This window comes from Nonomuraea sp. NPDC049378 (assembly GCF_055586745.1).
On the sequence record NZ_JBVJHP010000024.1, the window covers coordinates 19178 to 41069 of the forward strand.

The following is a 21892-nucleotide window of genomic DNA, read 5'->3' on the forward strand; positions in this document are numbered from 1 at the left end:
TCCTGCGCTTTCCCCTGGGGCGTCTACTGGCCGGGCGCCGCCGTGTCCCGGGCCGCCTGCGGCCGCAGCCGCTCCAGGACGAGACCGGCGAGGTCGGCGACCGTGCCGCCGCTGCGCAGGATCTCCATCGGCGGGATGTCGATGCCGTACTGGTGGCGAAGCGAGGCCAGCACCTGCGCGCCCATCAGGGAGTCCATCCCGTAGTCCTCCAGCTTGCGATCGTGGGCGATCTGCTCGGCCGGCATCTGCAGGATCGACGCCAGGATCCGCGGGATGTGCTCGGTGAGGGAGGCCAGCACCTCACCGGCGTCCATCGCCTCCAGCTCCCTGGCGATCTGCTCGGGGCTGACGTCCTCCTGCCGCATCGACGCCGGCATGACCGGCGACATCCGCGGCCGGTCCAGGGCGGGCAGGACCTGGCGCAGCCGGCTCCAGTCGCAGCGGCCCACCCCGGCCACGTCCGCTCCACCGGCGAGCATGTCCTCGATCGCGGTGAACGCCTCCCGCGGGCTGATGGCCTCGACCCCGAACGCGGCCAGCCTGTCGCCCGCGCCGCGTGCCACGACGCCGGTCTGAGCCAGCGCGCCCAGACAGACCGCCAGAGCGGGCAGGCCGCGGGCTCTCCTGCGGCGCGCCAGCGCCTCCATGAACTGGTTGGCGGCCACGTACGACGTCTGTCCCACATGCCCGAGCGTGGTGGTGACCGAGGAGTACAGCAGGAACAGGTCCAGCTCCTCCTGCCGGGTCACGTCGTCGAGGACCAGCGCCCCGGCGATCTTGGGCTGGAGCACGGCCGCGATCCGGTCATCGGTGAGGTCGCCGATCTGGCCGTCGTCGAGGTGCATGGCCGCGTGGACGACGCCGCGCAGCGGCCGGCCCTCCGCCCGTGCTTCCTGGACGACGCGGGTCATCGCCGCCCGATCGCTCACGTCGGCCGCGTACACGTGCGTGTCCGCCCCGAGCTCGGCCAGGTCGCGTAGCAGACCGGCCGCTTCGGGGCTGTCGATGCCGCGCCGGCCGACCAGCGCCAGACGGCGGGCGCCGCGGGCGGCGAGCCAGCGGGCCGTCGCCGCGCCGAACCCGCCCAGCCCGCCGCTGACCAGGTAGGTGCCGCGGGGGTCGAACCGCGGCGCGCGCGGCTCCGCCTCGACGAGGACGGACTCGTCACCGCCGCCGAACGAGACGACGATCTTGCCGATGTGCCGCGAGTGGCGCATCGCCGCGAAGGCGTCCGCGACGCGGGAGGCCGGATAGACGGTGTGCGGCAGCGGCGTGACCCGCCCGGCGGTCACATCGCCGGCCAGCTCGGCCATCACGCGGGCCGACCGGTCCGGTTCCTGGGTGATGAGCGTGCCCACGTCCAGGCCGATGAAAGCGGTGTTGTTGCCGAACGGACGCATCGGCAGCCGATGGTCGGCGAAGATGTCACGCTTGCCGATCTCGATGAACCGGCCGCCGTGCGCGAGGATCTCCATGCTGCGGATCAGCGCCTCGCCGATCAGCGAGTTGAGCACCACGTCCACGCCGCGCCCGCCGGTCAGCGCCATGATCTGCTCGGCGAAGTCCAGGCTGCGGGAATCGTACACGTGCTCGACGCCGTGGGCGCGCAGGAAGTCGCGCCGCGCGCGGGTGCCGGCGGTGGCGATCACGCGGGCGCCGACGCGACGGCCGTACTGGATCGCCGCCAGCCCCACGCCGCCGGCGCCGCTGTGGACCAGCACCGTCTCACCGGCCCGCAGCCGGCCGGCCGTGCGCAGCGCGGCATGGGCGGTCAGGTGGGCCATGGGCATGGAGGCGGCCTCGGTGAAGCTCATGCGCCCCGGCACCGGCATGATCGCCCAGGCCGGGACGACGGCGTGGGTGCCCAGGCCCACGGCCTGCGCCGTCATCACGCGGTCGCCGGGGCGCACGCCCGTCACGTCCGGGCCGACGGCGGCGACCACACCGGCGCCCTCCAGTCCCAGCGGGAAGCCGCCGTAGAAGCCCTCGAGCGCCTCGCCGGGCAGCAGGTTGACGGCGTGGACCAGGTCGCGGAAGTTCAGGCCCGCCGCCCGCAGCTCGACCAGCACCTGACCGGGCCCGGGCGACGGCGGCGACAGCGGCTCCCAGACCAGGCGGTACGCGGGCCCGGGATCGCGCACCGCCAGCCGGTGGCCACCGCCTTCGGCGGGCCGGGGCGGGCGGGCCGGAGTGTGCCGCGTGCGGGGGACGAAGCGGCCCTGCCCGGTCAGGACGATCTCGTCCTCATGCCCGGGGCGGGCGAGCTCGCCGAACACCCGCTCGGCGGCGCCGCCGCCGCGGTGCGCCGACACCCGCCGGATCGTCAAGCGGGGTTGCTCGTTGGCCAGGGTACGGGTCGCCCCCCACACGGCCGAGGCCACCGGCGTGTCCCCGCCGCCGGGGCCGGGGCAGGGCACGGCCGCGCACTCGTCCGTGACCAGCCACAACGTCGCCGCTGTGGACGGCGGGAGCTGGGCGCACGCCTGGGCCACGGCGCGCACGGTGGCGATGTGGCCGGCGATCTCCTCGACGACGGCCTCGGGCGGGCAGGCGGCGCCGCGCCGGCCGGCCGGGCTCTCCACGACGAGGACGAAGGTGACGGCGGTGGCCCCCTGCGGCACCCGCCCCAGCAACCGCGCCGCGTCCTCTCCGGCGCCCGCCCGCTCGACGTGGCCCTGCCCGGCGATCAGGTCCCCCAGCGCGTCCGCCAGCGCGTGCCCGTGCGCCGGACCTTCGGCGAGCGCGGGCGCGCGTTCGTGGGCTGGAACCTGGGACGGGTCGTCCGCGTCGTTCTCCGCGTGGCCGGCGATGATGATCCAGGTCTGCGCGGCGTCGAGCGCGAGCCGCTGCGGGGCAGGGACCGTTCCGGCCGCCGCGGCCAGCAGGAGCGAGTACGCCGCGCGCCCGGGATCGTCGTCATCGGTCAGGTGCGCGACCTCGCGGTATCCCGCCTCGGCCAGCACCTGCGGCCAGCGCCCGGCCTCGACCAGCGGCGAGTGCGGCCGCAGCTCGCGGTCGGCGTTGCCCCAGTAGCCGGGCAGCATCCCGGCGTAGGCCGCGACGGGCGGCCGGTGGGGTTCGACCGCCAGCAGCAGCCCGCCCGGCACCAGGAGCCCGGACAGGCGGGCGAGCGTGCCCGCGAGGTCGGCGGAGCGGTGCAGGGTGTGGGCGGCGATCACCAGGTCGAAGGAGCCAGGAGGCAGGCCCTGCTCGGCGGGGCCGGCGTCGAGATCGAAGCGGCGGAACTCCACGACGTCCGACCCGGCCAGCCGCCGTTGCGCCCGCGCCAGGACCACCTCGTCGACGTCGGTGACCAGGTAGCGGGTACGGTCGGCGGGCAGGACCGGCAGCAGCATGGCGGCCGTGCCGCCGGTCCCCGCGCCCACCTCCACGACGCGCAGCGGCCGGTCCGCCGGCCAGCGTGCGGCGATCTCCCCGGCCAGGGCGCGAATGAGCCGGTTGCCGTGCAGGCACAGGGGAGCGATGTCGTGCACCTGGTCCAGCAGTTCGGCGCCCCCGCCGGAATGCAGCAGCTCGGCGGGGTCGTCCTCGCCGAGCAGGACGGGGACCAGGTGCCGGACGCACAGCGCGGTCAGAGCTTGTTCGGCGGCGAACGGCGTCGCCTGCCCGAAGAACGCCGCCGTCCCGTCCCGCCCGGCCGGTCCGGCGGCCGGTCCGGCGGCTGGGCCGTCGCGGTGCGGGCCGGCCAGCTCGAAACGTGCCTCGCCCAGGCGCCGGGCCAGGCCGTGCCGTTCCAGGAGCGGAAGGGCGTGCTGCACCATCGCCACGCCGCGGCCCGTCACCCCTGCCCGTACCAGGTCGGTCACGCCGATCTCCCGGCCGGCCGGGCAGTCGACGTCCTCCAGGGCGGCGGCCAGGGCGACGGCGAACGACGCCTCCGCACGGTCGGCGAAACGGCCGTGGTCCAGGGCCCGCCAGGCCGAACGGAGATCGGCGAGCCTGCCGGCGACCGCGTCGACGATCTCCACGGGGCCGGCCAGCGGCCATGGCGCGGCGGGCGTGTTCTCGTGCGGCAGGGCGCGCAGTTCGGTGCGGAAGTGCTCCAGCGGCAGGACCGTGCTGAGCTGGGTGCGCCGCAGCCGGCATCCCTCCACCTCGACGGTGACCGTGCCGTCGGGGTCGGCCACCAGGATGTCCCAGCACACCTCGTCGTCGCCGCGCGCGCGTTCGCGTACGTGCAGGACGCCCTCCGCGGCCGGGGCGCGCCACACCCGCACCGCGCCGATGGCCGAGGGCATGAAGGCGTTGCCCCGCAGCATGGTCTCCACCAGCCAGGCCACCCCCGCCTGCAGCGCGCTGTCCAGCAGCACCGGGTGCACGTGGTAGCGGCCTTCGGCCTGCGCGGGCACGCTGTAGGCGGCCAGCACCTCACCCTCGCCCAGCCGCAGGCCGGTCAGGACCCGGAAGGAGGGCCCGTAGGCCATCCCGCCGCGGGCGGTGTCCCGGTAGAAGGCGTCCACGTCGGCCTCGGCGGTGACGCGGGCACGCAGCGCGGCCAGGTCCAGCGGCGGCGGGCAGGGCCGAAGCAGCAGCCGTACACGTGCCCTGAAGTGCTCCTGCGGCGGCAGCGCCAGATCGTCGGTGCTGGTCACGACCACCGCGCCGGTCTCGGGCGTCAACGACGTCTGCGCGTACAGCGGCCGGGCGTCGGCCGACTCGGGGATCACCAGCGCCCGGGTGACGGCCGCACGGTCGACCTCCACGGCTTCGCCGGCCTCCGGCATGGCCAGCCTGGCGGCCGACAACGCCATCTCGATGTATCCGGTGACGGGCAGGACGGGCACGCCCCCCGCGCGGTGGTCGACCAGCCAGGGCGCCAGCGTGCGTTCGATCGGGCCGTGCCAGGTGGGGTGCGGGGCCGGCAGGCGCTCGCCCAGCAGCGGATGTTGCAGCGCTCCTGTGCCGCTGGAGCGCACCCACGTGTCGGGGCCGCCGATCCAGTACCGCTCGCGCTGCCACGGGTAGGGCGGCAGGGACACGACCCGGCCCGGGCGCGGGAAGTAGGCGTCCCAGTCGAGCTGGGCACCGGCGGCGATGATCTCGGCGACCGTGGCCGGCACGGCGGCGGGCTGCTCGCGGCGCAGGGTGGGCACCACGCAGGCCCGCCGGCGGGCCCGCGCGGTCATCCGGCGCAGGTAGGAGCGGAGCACCGGATGCGGCCCCACTTCCACGAAGACGTCGTGGCCGCCGGCCAGCGCGCCGTCGACGGCGTCCGCGAACCGCACCGGCTCGCGGACGTTGCGCCACCAGTAGCCTGCCGTCAGCTCGCTTCCGTCCAGCTCGCGCCCTGTCACGGTGGACAGCAGCGTGACGCCGCCCGAACGGGGGCGCAGCCCGTCGAGGGAGCGCAGCAGCGGCTCGCGGACGGCGTCCATGGCGGCGCTGTGGAAGGGATAGTCGAGGTCCAGGTGGCGGACGAACACGCCGTCCGCCTCCAGGTCCGCGCCGAGCTGCTTGAGCTGCCCCTCCGGCCCGGCGAGCGTGACGTCGCGATCGGTGTTGACCGCCGCGACCTCCACGTCCGGACAGCGGGCCAGCACCGCGCGGGCACGCTCCTCCGGCAGCCCGACGGCGGCCATCCGGCCCGTTCCCATCGTGGCGGCCTGCGCCGTGCCGCGTGCCGCGATCACGCGCGCGGCCTGCTCCAGCGACAAGGCTCCGGCGGCGTAGGCGGCCGCGACCTCGCCCACGCTGTGGCCCAGCACGGCCTCCGGGTGGACACCCGCCGCGCGCAACACGGCCAGCAGCCCGGCCTGTACGGCGAACAACAAGGGCTGGGCGACCTCCGTCGCCGACAACCGCCACTGCCGGGGCGGCCGCTCCATCTCGCGCAGCACCGACCAGCCGAGGTAAGGCCGCAGCGCGGCGTCGGCCTCCCGCACGGCAGCGCGGAAGGTCTCGTCGGTGGCCAGCAGGTCGGCGCCCATGCCCGCCCACTGCGAGCCGTTGCCGGAGAAGACGAACACCACCCGGCCGTGCTCGGCCGCGTCCACCACCGCCGCCACGCCCCGCCCTCGCTCAGCGTCCTGTGCCTCCTGGCCGGTCGCTTGCTCGGAGCTCGCCGCCTGCCCGGGGCCCTGCGCCCGCTGGGGGCCCGCCGTCCGGTCCGGGCCTTGTGCCCGTTCAGGGCCGCCCGTGCGGGGCTGATCGGCCAGCAGGCCGCGCAACGCCCTGGCCGCCTGCGCGGGCGAGTCCGCCAGCGCCACCGCCCGGCGCGGGTGGCCGCCCCGGCGGCGGGTGGAGGTGTAGGCGCAGTCGTACCAGGCCTCCTCGTCGTCGCCCAGACGCGTCAGACGGTCGGCGGTGCGCTCGATCGCCTGCCGCAACGCCGTGTCCGTCCGGGCCGACACCAGCACCGGCAGCGTCGTCCCCGGGCTCGGCGCGGGCCCGGGAAGGCGCGCCGGCGGGGGCGGCGTGGTGAGGGTGACGTGCACGTTGCTGCCGCCGAAACCGAAACTGTTCACCCCCGCCAGCGCTCGCCCGCCGCCGGGTGCGCTCACCGCGGTGGCCCTCGTCGCCACCGACAGGTTGAGGCCGTCGAAGTCGATGCGCGGATTGAGCTCCTCCGCGTGCAAGGAGGCGGGGATCCTGCCGTGCCGCAGCACCAGCAGCGCCTTGAACAGTCCCGGCATGCCCGACGCCGGCTCCAGATGGCCGAGGTTGGACTTGACCGACCCGATGGGCAACGGCCCCCGCGCGCGCCCGCGGCCGAGCACCCGGCCGAGCGCCTCGCATTCGGCCGGGTCCCCGGCCTGGGTGCCGGTGCCGTGCGCTTCGACGTACACCAGGTCGTCCGGGTCGAGCGCGTCCGGCCCGTACACCTGGCGCAGCAGCGCCTCCTGCGCTTCGGGGTTGGGCAGAGCCAGCCCCATGGTGCGGCCGTCGTTGTTGGTGCCGGCCCCGACGATGACGCCGTGGACACGGTCGCCGTCCGCCAGCGCGTCGGCCAGCCGTTTCAGCACCACCACGCCGCCGCCCTCGGCCCGTACGAAGCCGTCGGCACCGGCGGAGAAGGCGGCGCACCGGCCCGTGGGGGAGAGCATCTGCGCCTGGCTGAACCCGGTGAAGCTGCCGGGCGACACCAGCACGTTCACGCCACCGGCCAGCGCCAGCCTGCTGGTGCCCGCGAGCAGCGTCCGGTAGGCGCGCTCCACCGCCAGCAGGGAGGACGAGCACGCGGTGTCGACCGCCATGCTGGGGCCGTGCAGGTCGAAGGTGTGGGAGATGCGGTTGGCCGCGATCGACAGCGTGGCGCCCGCCATGGTGTACGGGGTGACGTCCTGTTTCTCCAGCATCTGCTGGAAGCCGTAGGAGGTGTCGGAGATGCCGACGAACACCGCGGTGTCGCTTCCGGCGAGGCCCGCCGGGTCCACGCCCGCGTCGTCCAGCGCCTCGGCCGTCATCTCCAGCAGCAGGCGCTGCTGGGGATCCATGGCGGCCGCCTCCTTGGGCGAGATCTTGAAGTACGCGGCGTCGAAGCCGGCGATGTCGTCGAGGAATCCGCCGGCCCGCGTGTAGCTCTTGCCCGGGCGGGGCGTGTGCTCGTCGACGAAGCGGTCGGCGTCGAAGCGGTCGGGCGGCACCTGCCCGACCAGGTCGGAGCCCTGCTCCAGGGCCTGCCAGAGGCCGTTCATGTCGGTGATGCCGCCCGGAAGCCGGCAGCCCACGCCGATCACCGCCACCGCCGTGTCTGTCCCCTTGGTACCGCTCATCCGCCAGCTCCCTCGATGTCACTCCTCGCAAACGATCAACTACTATGCGATGAGAGCGGGGACCGCAACGAGTGAGCCCGCCACGGCGCGGCGGTTCCGTACGCGCCGATCGGGCGATGCGCCCTCCGCGGCTCCTACCAGCGCAGCAGCACGGTGCCGGCGCTGAGCCCGCTGGCCACGCCCACCAGGGCGACGAGGTCGCCCCGCTTGAGCCGGCCGGCCCGTTCGGCCAGGTGCAACTGCATCGGCAGCGTGGAGGCGGCGAGGTTGCCGTGGTCGACGATCGTCACCTCGGCCCTGCCCGGGGAGGCTCCCATGAGCTCGCAGCCCCAGTGCAGCGCCGCCAGCGACGGCTGGTGCACGCACACCACGTCCATGTCGTCCCAGCCGAGCCCGCGCTCGGCCAGGGGCTGCCGCAGCACGCCGAAGTCCAGCTTCTGCACGCCGATGGCCAGGCCCACGGAGTCGATGGTGAAGGGCCCGGTGCGGAACCCGCCGGAGGCGTCGCGGACGAACGGCATGATGGAGGCCCGCCAGTCCGCGGAGTTCGCGCCGAACGCGTGCCCGAGCACGCCAGGGGTGCCGCTGAGCTCCAGCAGCAGCGCCGTGCCCGAGTCCGAGACCGTGTAGGACGGGATCGCCGGCTCGAAGTCCTCCTGCGACTCCACGTGCCACCGGATGCTCGAGGTGATGACCTCGCCGCAGACGATGAGGACCGTGCGGTGATGGCCGGCGGTGATGAGCGCGTCGGCGAGGTGAATCGCCCGCAGGACGCTGTTGCACGCGTCCCGCACGTCGAAGACGGGGCAGCCGGCGCCCAGCTTGGCCGCCACCATGTGTCCCGTCGCGGGTTCGACGGCGTCGCCGGACACGCCCGCGTAAATGATCAGGTCGATCGAGGGCGGCGTGTGCCCGGTCTGCCGCAGCAGCCGGCTCGCCGCCTCCGCCGCCAGGTCCGATGCCATGCACTCCGGCGGGGCGACATGGCGGCGCCTGACCCCGCTGTGCCGTTCGATCAGGCCGCGCGGAACGTCGATGCCGGGGTTGCGCTCGGCCAGCAGGTCTTCCAGCTGCTCCGTCGTCAGGCTGTCCGCCGGCAGGTGCGCCGCCACCCCCGCCACCCGGGAGTATCGTGACTTGCTCATTCCGCTCCGCCCTGCACACGTACGGACCGCATGGCCGCGCGGCGGCTCCGAGATCGCCGATCGAGCATGCCGCGTCCGCTCTCCTAGGAAACAGGCGCTCACGATAGGCAGGATCCGGCCGCGGACCTAGGGGAACCGCCGAGGAGACGACCTTGCTTGCCCGGCCTTGACCCGCGCGGTCACGAGGGCTCGGGGAGCCGGCGCGTTCAGGTTCCGGTTCCGGAGCCCGGCGCGGGCCGGGGGATCCTGGCCTCGATCGCGCTGAGCTGGGCGGCGAGGATCGCTTCGAACACGGCGTGGCGGTTGTCGGACAGGGGGCGGATGTCGCGGGAGAAATGGGCCAGGGCGGGGAAGTGCGCGGGGTCGGCGCCCAGCACCGCGACGCGGAACGACTCGAGGCCCTGTTCGTGCTCTTCGGCGGTGATGCTGCCGGCCGCCGCCTCGGAGGAGATCAACGCCGCGAGGAGGATCGCGAGCCGGTGGTAGTGCGCCGGGATCTCCTCGTCGGGCAGGCCCGACGCCCGCAGGGCCGTCAGCGTCTCCTCTATGACGAGCCGGGAGCCGGTGCCGCCCGAGACGTAGCGTGCCCAGATCACGGCGACCTGGGGATGCCGGCCGAAGGCCTCCCTCAACCGGGTGGCCACGGTGGTGATGCGCTGCTTCCAGTCGCCCTCGGGGTGGTAGCCGTCCATGGCGGCGATGAGGATGCGGTCGGTGACCGCGCGCAACAGCTCGGTCTTGTTGCGGAAGTGCCGGTAGAGGCTGGAGGAGTCGGTCCCCAGGGCTGCGGCGAGCCGGCGCACGCTGAAGGACTCGGCGTCGCTCGTGCGTAGCAGCTCCGCCGCCGTGTCCAGGATCTCTTCGGTCGACCAACGCCGTCGGCCTGTCATGTCACCCCTCTCATCCGAACCCAACCTAACCTATGCACCCGCCGTTGCACGCACCGCGTGCATAATGGGGGAGACCGTCCATCCACTCATGACGAGAGGACACGCATCGTGACCGACCCCCTTGACGCCGTGGCGCTGCGAACCGCCATGGAGAACGTCCACCGCGCGGGAGTGCCCGGAGTGTTCGCCGAGGTGCGTGACGGCGACCAGGTCTGGCGGGGCGCCGCAGGGGTCGCCGACGTCGCCACCGGCCGTCCCGTCACGGCCGACATGCGGCACCGCGTCGGCAGCATCACCAAGACCTTCACCGCCGCCTCGGTGCTGCAGCTGGTCGAGAGCGGCCAGATCGGGCTGGACACGCCGATCGGCCATTACCTGCCGCGGCTGGTCCCGGGAGACCGCGGCGACGCGATCACGGTCCGGATGTTGATCAACCACACCAGCGGCCTCGCCGAATACCTCCCGCACGCCTACCCGTCCCTCAAGGCGTTCCCCTCCTTGGCGGACACGGGGCCGCAAAGCCTGGACGACCACCGGCTCACGCGGTTCCAGCCCGCCGATCTGATCGAGATGGGAGTCACGGCGCCCGCCGTCGGCGCGCCGGGCGGCACCCCCGGGGTGTACTGCAACACCAACTACCTGCTGCTCGGCCGGCTCCTGGAACACGTGACCGGCGTTCCCGCGGAGAAGCTGATCACCCGGAACGTCATTGACCGCGCCGGGCTGCCGGACACCCGCTTCCCGGACGGACCGCACGTCCACGGGCCGCACTCGCAGATCTACGAGGCGTGGTTCGGCATGATCGACCCGCCGCGCGACTACAGCGTCTACGACATGTCGTGGGTGGGGCCCTCGGCCTCGCTGATATCGACGATGGCGGATCTCAACCGCTTCTTCGGCATGCTGCTGGCCGGGGAGATCGTCAGCCCGTCGTCGCTGGCGCAGATGCAGCGCACCGTCCCGGTCGTCTCCCAGGAGGGAAAGGTGATCGACTACGGTCTCGGCCTGCACCCGACGGAGGTCCCCGGCGGCGGGACCTTCTGGGGTCACGGCGGCACGGTCTGGGGTGGCGGGACACTGTCCATGACGCGCGCCGACGGCGGGCGGCAGATGTCCGTCGCGCTCAACCTGCAGAGGTGGAACAGGCTCGACGCCTCGGGGAAACCGCAGCCCCATCCCATCGACGACGCGCTCGCGGCCCTCTACGGAGTGGCGATGGGCGGTTGATCCCCCCGGAGCCCTCGAGTCCGGAGTACCGCAGACGCCGCGGTGGCGGGAGCCAGGTCCCGGCGAGAGATCGTTCCTGACGCCGATGAAGCGCGGCACCGGCGTCAGCAGGCTGGCATACATGCCCGACGTCCGCGCTCGCCTGCACAGGATGTTCTTCCGAGCCGCCTCCCTCTTGCCCGCTTCCGTTCACGGCCGCTTTCTCCGCCGCTTCTTCGAGTGGATGCACCACGTTCCCGACCCGCGGCGGTATGACGCCGAGCCGGTTGAGATCGACACGTACGAGCACCCGGTGCGCCCGTACGCCGTCATCGCGTACGCACGCGTGGAGCCCCTCTCGCGAGACCGCGCCGCGCGTGGGCGGGAACCGGGCACCACCGTTTCCCCGCGCACGCGGCTGCTCAGGACCGTGCTGCTGGCCGCCGCGCTCGCCGCCGGGACGGCCGCCGCCTGCCGGCCGGTGGCGGCCGAGTTGCCCCTTCCCTCCGCCTTCACCGCCCGCGCGCTCCAGGAACGCTACGAACGTGACGCGTGGCCGGGCCGGCAGTTCCTGGCGTTGAGCCGTCAGGGTGAGGGCCAGGCGATCGAGGTCGTAGGAGATCTCGCCGGCGCGCGAAGGGCCATCGTCTACGTGCCCGGCTCGGGGCAGAGCCTGGCCGCCTTCGACGACTCCCAGGAAAGCCCCGGGCGGGCCGCCCGCGCGCTCTACGACGAGGCCGCCGCGCTGGGGCCGGGGACCGCGGTGATCGGCTGGCTGGGCTACGACACCCCGTCACTCGCCCACCCGGAGATCCTCACCACCTGGCCCGCCGACAGAGGGGCGCGGCGGCTGAGATCCCTCCTCTCCGCGCTGCCGCGAACCCTGCGGATCAGCCTGGTCTGCCACAGCTATGGTTCGGTGGTGTGCGCTCGTGCCGTCGCGGGGGGTTCGCCGGTGCGCGATCTCATCGTCACCGGCAGCCCTGGCCTGGGCGTCGGACAGGCAGCCGACCTGAACACGTCGGCGCGGGTCTGGGCGGCGCTCGGCAGCAACGACGACGTCCTCCGCGCCGGCCTGCGGATCGGGCCGTTCGGGTTCGGCGCCGATCCCGTGAGCGCCGGGTTCGGGGCACGAGTCGTCGACGCCGGCGACGCCTGGCATCACACCTACCTGCGGCCCGGCAGCCGCACCTTGACGCGGATCACCCACATCGCGGTGACGGGGACGCGGCGTGCGGCGTGAGCGGCGCGGTGACGCCGGGTCCGCCCGATCCTGGAGGCACCCGCCGCGTGGGCGCCGTGCGTCCCGCCACCGGCCGCGGGAGCGTCCAGGGATCACGAGCCGGCCGGTCCGGCGATTGCCATGCGGCCGCCGTTCGTGATGCGTTGGAGAAATGATCGTCAAGGCCTGGAAGAGCCGTCCCTGGACGGGAGACGCCGCGATCGCCGCGGTGGTGCTGGCGGCGGAGCTTCTCGGCTCCCCCGCCGCGGGGCTGGACGGCAGGGTGGTGCTGATCGCGGTGGCGGCCGCGGGACTGATGCCGGCGCGCCGGCGGCATCCGATCGTCGTGGCCGCTCTCGTCGCCGTCCTCTACCTGGTGGGCATACAGCCGCCCACGTACGACGCGCCGGTCAGCGCCATGCTCATCGCCCTTTTCGCCGTGGGCAGGCACACCTCGGCGCCGACGTCGATCGTCACGGCGGTGCTGGCCGTGGCCGGCGGCGTCGTCGTCCTCGGCCCGGCGCCCGCGACGGCCCCGTTCCTGATGTTCCTGACCGTCACGCTCGCCCCGGCGTACCCGGTGGCGGTCGGGTACGCCGAGCGCCTGCGTGCGGAGCTGTCCCAGCGGCGCGAGCAGCAGGTCGCCGAGAGCGCGGTACGCGAGGAACGCCGCCGCATCGCCCGCGAACTGCACGACGTGATCGCCCACCACGTCAGCGTGGTCGGCCTCTACATGGGCGTGGCCAGGCGGACGATCCCGACCGACCCGGAACGTGCCCGGTCCGCCCTGCTCACCGGCGAGGAAACGGCCCGCCAGGCGATGACGGAGATGCGCCGCCTGCTGGACGTGTTGCGTACCGACGGCGAGCCGATCGACAACCAGGCGGGCGTCGGGGTGGCGCGGCTGCCCGCGCTCGTCGACGCGTCGGGCAACGCCACGCTGCGGGTCTCGGGTGAGGCCGTCGTCCTGCCGACGACCGTGGACCACGCGGTCTACCGCATCGTCCAGGAGGCGCTCACCAACACGCGCAAGCACGCGGGCGGGGCCCGGTCGCGGGTGCGGCTGGCGTACCTGCCCGATCGGGTGGAGGTGGAGATCGACGACGACGGGCCGGCCCGTCCTGGCACCGTCGGACCGGGACTGGGGCTGGCGGGGATGGCCGAGCGGGTGTCGCTGTGCGGCGGCGAGATCCGCGCCGGGCCCTCCCCTGAGGGAGGCTTCACCGTACACGCCCGCATCCCGCTGCCGGAGACGATGTGATCAGAGTACTGCTCGTGGACGACCACGCCGTCGTCCGCGTCGGGCTGCGCCTGCTGCTCGACACCGCACCCGATCTGACCCCGGTGGGGGAGGCGGCCGACGGGCTCGACGCGGTACGCCTCAGCCACGACCTGCGTCCGGACGTCGTCCTGATGGACCTGCACATGCCGGACATGGACGGGGTGGCCGCCACCGAGCGGATCATCTCCGAGCTGCCGGAGGTCAGAGTGCTCGCGCTGAGCACGTTCGACCTGGAGGAGCACGTGGTGGCGGCGCTGCGGGCGGGGGCGTCCGGCTTCCTGCCCAAGGACGTGTCGCCGGAGGAGCTGATCGAAGGCATCAGGATCGTGCACCGGGGCGAGGCGACGGTGGCGCCCCGGCTCCTGCTCGGCCTGATCGGCACCTTCGTGCGCCCGTCCCGCCCGCGCGCGGTCGTGACGCCCGCCGAGTTGTCCGTGCTGAGCGAGCGCGAGCTGCGGGTGCTGGAGCTCATCGCGCGTGGCCTGTCGAACGCGCAGATCGCGGAGGAGTTGGGGCTGTCGGTGTCGACGGTGAAGAACCGGGCGAGCGACCTGTTCGCCAAGCTCGGCGTGCGCGACCGTGCCCAGGCGGTGATCGTCGCCTACGAGGCCGGGCTGGTGACGCCCGGCCACGGCCGTCCGTAGGGGCCGCCGCGCGATGCGGGGCGGCGAACGCTATCGGGGGGCCAGCACGCAGAACTCGTTGCCGTCGGGATCGGCCATCACGACCCAGCTGACCTCGCGCTGGCCGATGTCGACGCGCGTGGCTCCGAGGGCGACCAGGCGGTCGACCTCCGCCTGCTGATCCCCGCCGGCAGGCGGAGCGAGGTCGAAGTGGAGCCTGTTCTTCCCGGTCTTCGGCGCCACCGGAGGACCACCCCACGTGATCTTCGGACCTCCGTGCGGCGAGCGGATCGCGGTCTCCTGGTCCTGGTCCCAGACCAGCGGCCACCCCAGCGCCTCGCTCCAGAAGTAGCCGACCTCCTGCGTGCCGTCGCACGAGAGCGCTCCGACGAACCCGCAGTCGGCGAGGAAGTTGTTGCCCGCCGGGATGACGCACATCTCGTTGCCCTCGGGGTCGGCGAGCACCACATGACCCTCCTCGGGGCGCTGGCCGACGTCGATGTGGCGCCCGCCGAGCGCGAGCACCCTGTCCACCGTCCGCTGCTGGTCGTCGTGGGTCGCGCTGGTCAGATCGAAGTGGATCTGGTTCGGGGCGGTCTTCTTCTCCTGGGTCGGCAGGCAGCGGATGCGGAACCCGGTGTCGTCGCCCGGCACGAGCACGAGCCCGTCGTGGGGGTCGTCGACCATCTCCCAGCCCAGGACCCCGGCCCAGAAGCGGGCGAGAGCGGGCGGGTCGTTGGCATCGATGCAGAGCGCGACGAGCTGGGCAGCCATCCGGCGTCTCCTATCTGCTGACTCGCCGGGACGCGGGCGGAAGCGCGTCGTCCTGGCGCGTGACGGCAGCAACGCTAGCCCAGCCGATGCGTACGAAGCCAACGCATTTCAGGCGACCCCAGGCGTGCTCGACCGCCGTCGCAGGATCGACGTCAGCCGGCGGCCGCCGGGCGGCCGGCGAAGCGGCGCAGGGCGTCCAGCCCTGACAGGCCGTAGACGTCCTCCACCGCGTCGGCCAGCAGATGGCAGGTCCTGAACCGGTCGAGCGGGGTGAGCCCGAGCCGCGTCAGGTGCAGGTACGTGTAGTTGAGCAGCACCCGGTAGCGCCGGAACGCGGGGTCGGCGAAGATCGCCTCGTGGTAGGCGGGATTGTCGAAGACCAGGCGTTGCAGCTCGCTCGGCTCGCGGCGCGGCGCCGGCGGGTCGCCCGGCCGCACCCGGAGGGCCTCGCCCGGCCCGATCATCGGCTGGATCAGCCGGCCGTCGTCCAGCGCCGCGACCCGCCTGCGGTACTGCTCCAGCAGGGACGCCCACTCCCGTATGAACGGGACGGCCGGGGCGCCGCCGTCGTCCAGGCAGGCGACGACCTCGCGCACACGCTGCGTCAGGGCCGCGCGCCGCTCCCTGAAGCCGCGCTCGAAGAGGGCGCGGGCGCCATCCGGGTCTGCCGCCCACGTGAGGTATCCCTCCGCGTGCATCCGGAACGACAGGTAGCTGCGGTCGATGCGCTGCGAGGTGTGCGCGATCGTCAGCATGAGGCTCAGCGCCAGCCCGATCCTGCTGTCGCGGCCCGCGCGCACGTGCTCCAGCATGCCGAACAGCAGGGGGGTGGCATCGACGTAGAACGCGGTGAGCAGGTCCACCGCCTCGTCGCTGCCGAGCACGTGCCGGCGCGAGTCGTACGGCGCGTCGCGGATGGAGTTGTCCGGCGGCCACGGCGTGAGCGGGCCGCGCTCCTGCTCGCGCAGGGCGAGCAGGCGGTGCCTGGACAGGCTCTCGGCCGGGTCGAGCACGGCCGTCGAGGGGTGCTCGCGCAGCCAGCCGCCGACGACCTCGGCCACGCGCGGGCGCACGTCCCGCCGCCAGACGGCCGGCTCCGCCTTGACGTTGATCCGCAGGTGCGGGCCCTGCCGCCAGTGGCGCAGCACGTACGCCGCCGCCACCTGGCCGCGCAGCCCGTCGAGGAGCGGCCGCACGGCGTCCAGCAGCAGGCCGTCCTTGTCCGGCGCGTGGTAGTGGACGTGCACGCAGTGCCAGGCGGGAGCGTCGGAATCGGGCAAGCCGGTCAAGGGGACCACCTCCGGGAGTCGGCGAGGCCGGCGATGGCACGGCCCGCCAGGAACGACATGTGCTGCTCGGTTCCTGCGCGCAGCCCCAGCCGGTTGTGGAGCAGATGCGCGCAGCGCATCAGGATCAGCGACACCGTGCGCCGCTCCGGCGGCGCGGCCAAAGCGAAGAACGCGTGGGGCGAGCCCGGGTCGAGCGGCGCGCACCGACCGGCGGAGCGCAGCGCGTCGAGGTCGTCGCGGAGCGCGCGCACCGACGACGCCCACGCGGCCAGCAGGTCGCCGCCCGACTCGGGCGTGTCCCACAACCTGCGCGTCTGGGAGAGCAGGGCGCTCTCGCGGCGCCGCCAATCCTCCTCGCTGCCGGGAGCGGGCGGGGCGAGACCGGCGCCCGGCGCCTCGCGGGCGGCCCTGGCCAGGCGGCGCGCGGCGGCGGCCAGGTCGGGCTCGCACACGGCGGCCGCGATGGTCAGCGCGGCCAGCCCGATCGCCGCCCGCCGGCCCATCTCCGTCCCGGCGCGCAACACGTCCAGCGCGAGCCCGCTCGACACCGCGAAATGCCGTTCCGCGGCGGCCACGCAGGCGGCGTCGCCGTACGCCTCGTGCTCGGGCCGGTAGCCGATGAACGCGACCGAGCCGGCGGGGTGCAGCCGCTCGTCGTAGTGCGTGCGCCGCTCGCCCCTCGCCATGGCGGCGGCGAAGGCGCGGTAGGCCGCCGCGTCGACGGAAGGGGACGGGCGGGCGGCGAAGTGGGCCGCCGCCCGCTCGCGTACCAGGTTCTGGACGCGCGGCCGCAGCGCCGGGTCCGGCACCTCCAGCCGCAGCCGCACGTGCTGGCCGCCCTCCCAGTAGCGCAGGAAGAAGGCGCGGCGCGCGGTGCCGTCCGCCGCCAGCTCCCGCGTCACCGGGTCCACCACGCCGGTGATCAGCGGGTCGAGGTCGCCGAAATGGAACAGGTGCGCGCCGACCCAGCCGTCACCGGTGGCCGCGTCCTCCCGCGCCGCCGTCATCGGCCCGGCCTTTCCGACAGCTGCACGACGTACTCGGTGACGCGGCCGCCCGCGCCGTAGCGGGGCGCCTGGTAGGGGTCGGGCAGCGCCTCTTCGAGCACCAGCAGCGCGCCGGGGTCACGCAGCGTGCGGACGAACCCGGTCAGCAGCAGCAGGTCGGTGACGTCCACGTACATGGGCTTGCGGTCCTTGCTCAGCAGGCCCGCCAGCAGGCCGCGCCGGAGATCCACCACCCGGGCGAAGAACCGGCGGGGCACTCCGTGCAGCGCCAGCCACTCGGCCAGCCTGGGCAGGTACGCGGCCTCGCCCTCGCCCTTGGCCGGCACCGGGAACGCCCCGGCTCGCAGCCGCCAGACCGCCCGCGCGACCGTCACCCGCCCGAGGTCCATCCGCGGCCAGCGCTCCACCACGCCCTCGTCCGGCGGCTCGGCCCGGGTGCGGAACACCCAGCCGGGCACCATCGCCGTGGACGGCTCGCCGAACGCCCGCACCAGGAACTGCAACCACGGCGGCAGCCAGTACTGGGCCGTCATGCCCAGGTGGACCGGCTTGACCGGGCGGCCCGCACCGTCGAACAGCGTCAGCCGGTCGCACCCGGGGTCGTAGCCGGCCACGAGCTCCGCAGGCGACACCCGCGGGAGGTGCGCGTCGGGAGCGGTGAAGGGGTGGTCGAGGGCGAGGTCGGCGGTGGCGGGGCGGACGTTGAGGCCGCCGCCGACGAGCCCGCGGCACTCGGCCACCATGACGCCGTCCTGCGCCGCCCGCAGGCCGGCGGCGGGCGGTGCCTCCCCTCCGGCCAGGGTGACCAGCCGGTGCAGCCGCGACAGCCCGCGCCCGTACCCGGCGGAGACCGAGTTGACGACCGCGCGCACGCCGCCGGGGCCCGGCACGGCCTGCAGGTAACAGCAGATCGACCCCGGCGGCCGGACGAAGCGCGGCCAGCTCTCCGCCATGGCGGCCAGGCGGGACGCCGTCAGCTCCACCACCGGCTCGCCGCCGCCGGGCCCGGCGCCGGCCCGTTCCCAGAAGCTGCGCCGCAGCTCCGTCAGCCGCGTCAGGCCGGGCGGGTGCTCGGCGCCCGGTATCGCGCGCGTGCCCGCGACCGGGTCGCGCAGCATGCCGCGCAGCAGCGCCCCGCCCTCGCCCGGCGCCTGCCGGTGGATCTCGCGGTAGAGGTCCACGGCGGCGATCCGCCCGCCGGGGCCGTACCGGTCCAGGAAGAACGCGGTGGCGGCGATCTTGACGGGCAGGTCGGGGTCGAAGAGGCCGAGCAGCCCGCGCAGCGCGTCGAGGTCGTCGCACACCCCGCGCCAGGCCGTCGCGCTCAGCCGTCCGGCCACGCCGGGCATGACGGCGCTGTGCCAGAGCAGGTTCTTGCCGGGCAGCGACGGCCCCGGCGGCAGCACCTCGCTCAGCGCCGCACGCACGTCCCCGGCCGTGCGTGCGCCGTCGCCGGGGTGGGTGACACCGTCGCGCAGCGCCTCGGCGACCCGGCCGACGGCCCGCGCGTACGGCGCCGGACCGTCCTCGGCCAGCCACGACGCCAGCCGCCCCACAGGGTCGGCGCCCTGCTCGTCGTACGGCGGGACCAGTTCGAGCAGTCCCGCGTCGACCAGCGGCTCGACCCCCGGCGCTGCGGCCAGGGTGGCGAAGTCCCGCCCGCGCACCCAGGCGAGAGCCTCCCGCACCGCGGGGCTCGCGGCCACCCCGGACAGCGGCTCGCCGTGCCCGTAGCCGAGGAACCAGATCCGGTCGCCGTCGTCGGCGGCGGACGGGTTGACGCGCAATCGGGCCCGCTCCCGCACCCGCCGGTGCCGGGTGAGCGCCGCCCACAGCGGGCGCAGGACCGCCCGGTCCAGCTCCACCATGACGTGCCAGGCCGGCTCGCCGCCGGTCCGCACGGCGGGACCGTCCGCCTCCCACCGGCCCAGGCCGCTGAGCGTGAAGGTGGCGTACGGGCTGGTCTTGACGCTCGCCCGGGCGAGGTAGCGGGCCAGCCGCAGCAGTTCCTGCCGGTCCGGCGGGCGGTCGGCGGGGCCGGCGAGCCAGGCTTCGAGCCGGCCGGCCAGCACCGCGCTGCCCTGGGCGAGGCCGTGGCGGAAGCCGGCGTCGGACACCGCCTCGCGCAGCACCGCCGTCTTCTCCCGCGACTCCTCCGCCAGCACGGCGGGCAGCGCGCCGCGCAACGTCTCCGCGCGCTGCCGCAGGGTGGTCCACGCGCTGATCCGGGCGGCCAGGTCCGCGGGCAGCGCCGCCAGCACCCCGGCGGACGCGGCCGGGCCGCCCGGCCGGCGCCCCGCGAACACCGCGCGCCGCAACGCCACCAGCCCGGACCTGAGCGGGCCCGCCGCCACGCCGCCGATCACATCGTGCAACGGACCGGACAGTTCCGCGCCCTCCCGCCGCAGCCGGGCCGAGACGTTCGCCAGCTCGTCCACCAGCCGCCACGTCCGGGTGCAGCGCATCCGGTCGAGCCCCGCCACCGGCAGCCCCGCGACGCGGACTGCCAGAACGGGCGACAGGGCATAATCGGGATCGGCGAGCCCGGCAGAGTCGCCGTCCCCCGCGACGGGGACGGCGTGCGCTACATAGGTCAAAGGAACGCGCTCCTCGAAAAGGTTCGTCAGGGGCCGAGGGCGCCCACGGCACGGGCGCCCTCGGCCCTGCTCGTCATACCGGTGGCCGTACGCAGCTCACCGGAGGGCCGACGCCGGCTCTACAGCTCCGGAGCCCAGCAGCTCATCGCCGTCAGGTACGACGAGCAGTAGCCGGGGGAGGAGGAGGCGCCGGTCTCGATGGCGCCGTGCCCCTCCGCCACGATGGAGTCGGCCGACACGACGTCGATGGAGTCGACGTCCAGGCCGCGCAGGTCGAGTTTGAGGTTCTCCGACATGTGTGTCTCCTGACATGGGGATGTGATGAACACAGTTGATGGACACAGTTGATGGACACAGTTGATGGACACAGCTGATGGACACAGCTGATGAACTCGGTCGATCCGAACGCGTCACGATGGCGTCGGATCCGGCACCACCTCCTCGTCGGCGAGGACCGGGATGTGGCGGGCCACCAGGGGCCCGCCGGTCGGTGGGGTGCCCATCGCCAGAAAGGACAGGCTCCTCAGGCAGGTCGGGGCGAGGCCGAGCACCTCGTCGGTGGTCTCGTTCGCGCCGTCGGAGTGGATGCGGGCGGCCAGGCCGAGCGCCGCGGCGGCCAGCGCGGCCCGCTGCGCGACCAGGCCCGCCTCCATCTGCTGCATGCGATACCAGCGGTCCCCGAACAGGTTCGCGCCCGCGAGCGGATCGCCCACGGGAACCAGCGCGGCGGCGGCCCCGCGCAGCGCCACCCGCGTGTTGGCCAGCAGCCGCCCGGTGGCCACGGCCTCCACCTCGCCGGCCCCGGCCAGCTCGTGGAGGGTGTGGCGGGCCGGGTCGTACCAGTAGGCGCCGCGGGGCAGGCCCTCCACCCGCAGGGACAGCAGGCACAGCGCCGTCGCGGCCGGTCCCGTCGCGGCGCCGGGCAGATCGGCGGGGTAGCCGCCGCCGGCCGCGGCCAGCACCGCGCCGAGCGCCCCGCCCGTGAGCGGCACCGGACGGTAGCCGGCGACCGGCGACGTGCGGCGCGGCACTCCCGCGGCCGGGTGGGCACCGCCCGCGGGCTCGGGAGCCGGAAGCGCCCGGCCCGCGCGCACCCGGGGCCGGGGCGGCGGCACGACGGCCGGTTCCGGCGAACCGGGGGAGCGCGGCGCGTCCGCGGAACGTGGCGAGCCGGGGAAGGCGGACGCGCAGGCCCGGTGCAGGGCGGCGGCGTGGCCGTCGGGCATCGTTCTGGGCAGCGGCCTGCTCTCATCGGCGACCGGCCGGTACATCAGCTCCCCGGCCGGGGACGACGCCGGCAGCGGCCTCCCGCACGGGGAGGAGGCGCGCGGCCGCCCGGTGTCCGGGGGCCGTGCCCCGCCGGACGGCAGGGTGAAGGTGAGCACGGCCAGCGCGGCCTCCCGGACGCCGTCGAGACCGAGCAGCCGGTCGATCTGGCCGTCAGGGAAGCGCAGGCGGGCCCGGCCGGCCAGCCCCAGCCGCCCGCCCACGGCCAGCGCCTGGGCCACGAGGACGCCGGTCTCCTGGCAGATCAGGCGGTAGCCGAAGTCGCCGTACTTGAACATCGACCGCCAGAACACCGCGGAGAGGAGGATCGCCAGGTCCGCCGGAGCGCTGTCCACAGGGACGTCCGTGAGCAGGCCGGTCAGCGCAGGGACGTGGTCGTCGTCGCGCACGCGCTCCAGCACGTGGTGCACCGGGTCGTAGTGGTAGAGGGCGGAGGGCAGGCCGGGCAGGCGCGGCCCGCCCGCGGCCGCGTACGCCTCGATCGGGTACAACCCTCCGCCCGACGGCGCGGGCCGGCCGGTGAGCAGCATGGGCGGCCGTCCCAGAGGCTCGCCGCCGTCGCCGAGGTGGTGGGACCACACGGTCCTGGTCATGCCGAGCAGGTCCCGCAGCAGCTCGCCGAGCAGGCCCAGGGCCGGGCCGTCACCGGCGGTCCAGGGCAGCCGCACGCGTTCGGCGCCGGGGTAGCGCTTGTGCCGGGTCGGCGCGGCCGCCCAGTCGATGGACAGCGGCCCCCGGTTCCGCATGGCGGCCAGGTAGCGGCTCGTGGCCGCGCCTGGCGCGCTCGTCGCCGTGGTCATGTGCACGCGGCGTCCGCCTCGCTTCCTCCGTGGAGAC

Annotated in this window: 13 protein-coding genes; 4 read left to right on the plus strand and 9 right to left on the minus strand. The window is 74.6% G+C overall.

All coding sequences use genetic code 11. The features are described 5' to 3' along the window. Window positions 1–23 precede the first annotated feature (23 nt). The 3 genes from ACZ6SA_RS39950 to ACZ6SA_RS39960 all read right to left on the minus strand — a co-directional run bounded on the left by ACZ6SA_RS39950 (window position 24) and on the right by ACZ6SA_RS39960 (window position 9768). Window positions 24–7733 carry an SDR family NAD(P)-dependent oxidoreductase gene (locus ACZ6SA_RS39950; RefSeq protein ID WP_465834124.1) on the minus strand — a complete coding sequence of 2570 codons (7710 nt, stop codon included), beginning with the start codon at window positions 7731–7733 and terminating at the stop codon, window positions 24–26. A gap of 134 nt (window positions 7734–7867) precedes the next feature. Beyond that, complete coding sequence (locus ACZ6SA_RS39955) at window positions 7868–8878, minus strand: 3-oxoacyl-ACP synthase III family protein (RefSeq protein ID WP_347649439.1); 1011 nt, start codon at window positions 8876–8878, stop codon at window positions 7868–7870. 206 nt (window positions 8879–9084) lie between these two features. After that, complete coding sequence (locus tag ACZ6SA_RS39960) at window positions 9085–9768, minus strand: TetR/AcrR family transcriptional regulator (protein ID WP_465834127.1); 684 nt, start codon at window positions 9766–9768, stop codon at window positions 9085–9087. A gap of 108 nt (window positions 9769–9876) precedes the next feature. On the opposite strand from ACZ6SA_RS39960, the gene ACZ6SA_RS39965 reads away from it, so the two are divergent. From ACZ6SA_RS39965 to ACZ6SA_RS39980, 4 genes are all read left to right on the plus strand, one after another. Further along, window positions 9877–10995: a serine hydrolase domain-containing protein gene (locus ACZ6SA_RS39965; protein ID WP_465834129.1), complete on the plus strand. Its 1119-nt coding sequence runs from the start codon at window positions 9877–9879 to the stop codon at window positions 10993–10995. Window positions 10996–11080: 85 nt separating this feature from the next. After that, the gene (locus ACZ6SA_RS39970) at window positions 11081–12217 is read left to right on the plus strand and encodes an alpha/beta hydrolase (RefSeq protein ID WP_465834131.1); all 1137 of its coding nucleotides are present in this window, start codon (window positions 11081–11083) and stop codon (window positions 12215–12217) included. 151 nt (window positions 12218–12368) lie between these two features. After that, window positions 12369–13457 (plus strand): sensor histidine kinase, encoded by a 1089-nt coding sequence (locus ACZ6SA_RS39975; RefSeq protein ID WP_465834133.1) that lies wholly within the window; start codon window positions 12369–12371, stop codon window positions 13455–13457. Further along, window positions 13454–14122: a response regulator transcription factor gene (locus ACZ6SA_RS39980; RefSeq protein ID WP_347649444.1), complete on the plus strand. Its 669-nt coding sequence runs from the start codon at window positions 13454–13456 to the stop codon at window positions 14120–14122. Before ACZ6SA_RS39975 ends, ACZ6SA_RS39980 begins: the two co-directional genes overlap by 4 nt. A gap of 30 nt (window positions 14123–14152) precedes the next feature. On the opposite strand, the gene ACZ6SA_RS39985 is transcribed toward ACZ6SA_RS39980, so the two are convergent. The 6 genes from ACZ6SA_RS39985 to ACZ6SA_RS40010 all read right to left on the minus strand — a co-directional run bounded on the left by ACZ6SA_RS39985 (window position 14153) and on the right by ACZ6SA_RS40010 (window position 21855). Further along, complete coding sequence (locus tag ACZ6SA_RS39985) at window positions 14153–14875, minus strand: VOC family protein (protein WP_465834136.1); 723 nt, start codon at window positions 14873–14875, stop codon at window positions 14153–14155. 152 nt (window positions 14876–15027) lie between these two features. Continuing rightward, complete coding sequence (locus tag ACZ6SA_RS39990; protein ID WP_465834138.1) at window positions 15028–16164, minus strand: thiopeptide maturation pyridine synthase; 1137 nt, start codon at window positions 16162–16164, stop codon at window positions 15028–15030. Continuing rightward, entirely contained in the window at window positions 16161–17171 is a 1011-nt protein-coding gene (locus ACZ6SA_RS39995) for a lantibiotic dehydratase C-terminal domain-containing protein (protein ID WP_347649447.1), read from the minus strand. Before ACZ6SA_RS39995 ends, ACZ6SA_RS39990 begins: the two co-directional genes overlap by 4 nt. After that, window positions 17168–19768, minus strand: coding sequence for a lantibiotic dehydratase (locus ACZ6SA_RS40000; protein ID WP_347649448.1), 2601 nt, complete (start codon window positions 19766–19768; stop codon window positions 17168–17170). The genes ACZ6SA_RS39995 and ACZ6SA_RS40000 overlap by 4 nt, the downstream gene beginning before the upstream one ends. Before the next feature lie 119 nt (window positions 19769–19887). Beyond that, the gene (locus ACZ6SA_RS40005; protein ID WP_347622853.1) at window positions 19888–20064 is read right to left on the minus strand and encodes a thiopeptide-type bacteriocin; all 177 of its coding nucleotides are present in this window, start codon (window positions 20062–20064) and stop codon (window positions 19888–19890) included. Window positions 20065–20178: 114 nt separating this feature from the next. Then, window positions 20179–21855 carry a SagB family peptide dehydrogenase gene (locus ACZ6SA_RS40010; protein ID WP_465834141.1) on the minus strand — a complete coding sequence of 559 codons (1677 nt, stop codon included), beginning with the start codon at window positions 21853–21855 and terminating at the stop codon, window positions 20179–20181. Between the last annotated feature and the right edge of the window lie 37 nt (window positions 21856–21892).